This window comes from Ensifer sp. LBL (genome assembly GCF_050435225.1).
Lineage (GTDB): Bacteria > Pseudomonadota > Alphaproteobacteria > Rhizobiales > Rhizobiaceae > Ensifer.
Map to the genome: position 1 here is coordinate 2,501 of NZ_JBNDJY010000014.1, position 3,112 is coordinate 5,612.

At 53.0% G+C, this 3,112-nt stretch carries 1 rRNA gene; it reads left to right on the forward strand.

From position 1 onward, the window contains the following. The first annotated feature begins 306 nt into the window (after window positions 1–306). Window positions 307–3,102, forward strand: a 23S ribosomal RNA gene (locus tag OKW20_RS30960). Window positions 3,103–3,112 lie beyond the last annotated feature (10 nt).

The following is a 3,112-nucleotide window of genomic DNA, read 5'->3' on the forward strand; positions in this document are numbered from 1 at the left end:
TGGTGGAGGGTCTGGAGGTAGGAAGGAAGCCTTGTCCTTGAGACATGGATGTTGTTTGGGTGCTCACTTGTGAGTGCCCTTCTGGTGTTCATGTTGGATTGGTGTTGCCTGACCGCGCATCACCGGACAGATCTCGAGAAGCTGGTCTTAAGATAGGCTGCAAGCGAACCGCTCGGCGTGGTTCCAATAAAGCAGACCTATCGAACACGTCGATGGCATCTCATATGGATTGGGTTGTAAAAGGTAACCCTTTCTGCCGCGTCCCTTCGGGACGGCGGCTAATGGATGAGCATTGGCAATGAGAACGATCAAGTGTCAAAAGGGCATTTGGTGGATGCCTTGGCATGCACAGGCGATGAAGGACGTGATACGCTGCGATAAGCCGTGGGGAGCTGCGAATAAGCTTTGATCCATGGATCTCCGAATGGGGGAACCCACCTTAAATGCTTGGAAAATTTAAGTCGTGCGCAAGTACGGCTTAGGTTTCCAAGTATTGTTTAAAGGTATCTTACTCTGAATACATAGGGGTAAGAAGCGAACGCAGGGAACTGAAACATCTAAGTACCTGCAGGAAAGGACATCAACCGAGACTCCGCAAGTAGTGGCGAGCGAACGCGGACCAGGCCAGTGGCAATGAGGAATAAAGTGGAACGACATGGAAAGGTCGGCCGTAGAGGGTGATAGCCCCTTACACGTAGAACACTCATTGTCCTTGAGTAAGGCGGGACACGTGAAATCCTGTCTGAACATGGGGAGACCACTCTCCAAGCCTAAGTACTCGTGCATGACCGATAGCGAACAAGTACCGTGAGGGAAAGGTGAAAAGCACCCCGACAAGGGGAGTGAAATAGAACCTGAAACCGGATGCCTACAAACAGTTGGAGCCCGCAAGGGTGACAGCGTACCTTTTGTATAATGGGTCAACGACTTAGTGTGACGAGCAAGCTTAAGCCGATAGGTGAAGGCGCAGCGAAAGCGAGTCTGAACAGGGCGTTCAGTTCGTCGCATTAGACCCGAAACCGAGTGATCTAGCCATGAGCAGGTTGAAGGTTGGGTAACACCAACTGGAGGACCGAACCCGCATCTGTTGCAATAGATTGGGATGACTTGTGGTTAGGGGTGAAAGGCCAATCAAACTCGGAAATAGCTGGTTCTCCGCGAAATCTATTTAGGTAGAGCGTCGACCGAATACCCTCGGGGGTAGAGCACTGGATGGGCTATGGGGACTCACCGTCTTACTGATCCTAACCAAACTCCGAATACCGAGGAGTACTAGTCGGCAGACACACGGCGGGTGCTAACGTCCGTCGTGAAAAGGGCAACAACCCTGACCTCCAGCTAAGGTCCCCAAGTCATGGCTAAGTGGGAAAGGATGTGAGGATCCCAAAACAACCAGGATGTTGGCTTAGAAGCAGCCATCATTTAAAGAAAGCGTAACAGCTCACTGGTCTAAATAAGGGTCTTTGCGCCGAAAATGTAACGGGGCTAAAGCCATGCACCGAAGCTGAGGATACGTCGCAAGACGTGTGGTAGCGGAGCGTTCCGTAAGCCTGTGAAGGGATACCCGTGAGGGGTCCTGGAGGTATCGGAAGTGCGAATGTTGACATGAGTAACGATAAAGAGGGTGAGAGACCCTCTCGCCGAAAGACCAAGGGTTCCTGCTTAAAGTTAATCTGAGCAGGGTTAGCCGGCCCCTAAGACGAGGCGGACACGCGTAGTCGATGGGAACCACGTTAATATTCGTGGGCCTGGTGGTAGTGACGGATTGCTTAACTTGTTCAGACTTATTGGATTGTCTGGGCGGGGACGCGGTTCCAGGAAATAGCTCCACCGTATAGACCGTACCCGAAACCGACACAGGTGGTCAGGTAGAGTATACCAAGGCGCTTGAGAGAACTATGCTGAAGGAACTCGGCAAATTGCACGCGTAACTTCGGAAGAAGCGTGACCCCAATGGACGCAAGTCTTTTGGGGTGGCACAGACCAGGGGGTAGCGACTGTTTATCAAAAACACAGGGCTCTGCGAAGTCGCAAGACGACGTATAGGGTCTGACGCCTGCCCGGTGCTGGAAGGTTAAGAGGAGGGGTGCAAGCTCTGAATCGAAGCCCCAGTAAACGGCGGCCGTAACTATAACGGTCCTAAGGTAGCGAAATTCCTTGTCGGGTAAGTTCCGACCTGCACGAATGGCGTAACGACTTCCCCGCTGTCTCCAGCATAGACTCAGTGAAATTGAATTCCCCGTGAAGATGCGGGGTTCCTGCGGTCAGACGGAAAGACCCCGTGCACCTTTACTATAGCTTTACACTGGCATTCGTGTCGGCATGTGTAGGATAGGTGGTAGGCTTTGAAGCAGGGACGCCAGTTCTTGTGGAGCCATCCTTGAAATACCACCCTTATCGTCATGGATGTCTAACCGCGGTCCGTTATCCGGATCCGGGACAGTGTATGGTGGGTAGTTTGACTGGGGCGGTCGCCTCCGAAAGAGTAACGGAGGCGCGCGATGGTGGGCTCAGACCGGTCGGAAATCGGTCGTCGAGTGCAATGGCATAAGCCCGCCTGACTGCGAGACTGACAAGTCGAGCAGAGACGAAAGTCGGTCATAGTGATCCGGTGGTCCCGCGTGGAAGGGCCATCGCTCAACGGATAAAAGGTACGCCGGGGATAACAGGCTGATGACCCCCAAGAGTCCATATCGACGGGGTTGTTTGGCACCTCGATGTCGGCTCATCGCATCCTGGGGCTGGAGCAGGTCCCAAGGGTTTGGCTGTTCGCCAATTAAAGCGGTACGTGAGCTGGGTTCAGAACGTCGTGAGACAGTTCGGTCCCTATCTGCCGTGGGTGTAGGAATATTGACAGGATCTGTCCCTAGTACGAGAGGACCGGGATGGACATATCTCTGGTGGACCTGTTGTCCTGCCAAGGGCATAGCAGGGTAGCTATATATGGAATGGATAACCGCTGAAGGCATCTAAGCGGGAAACCAACCTGAAAACGAGTATTCCCTTGAGAACCGTGGAAGACGACCACGTTGATAGGCTGGGTGTGGAAGTGCGGCAACGCATGAAGCTTACCAGTACTAATCGTTCGATTGGCTTGATCGTTCCCATTGCT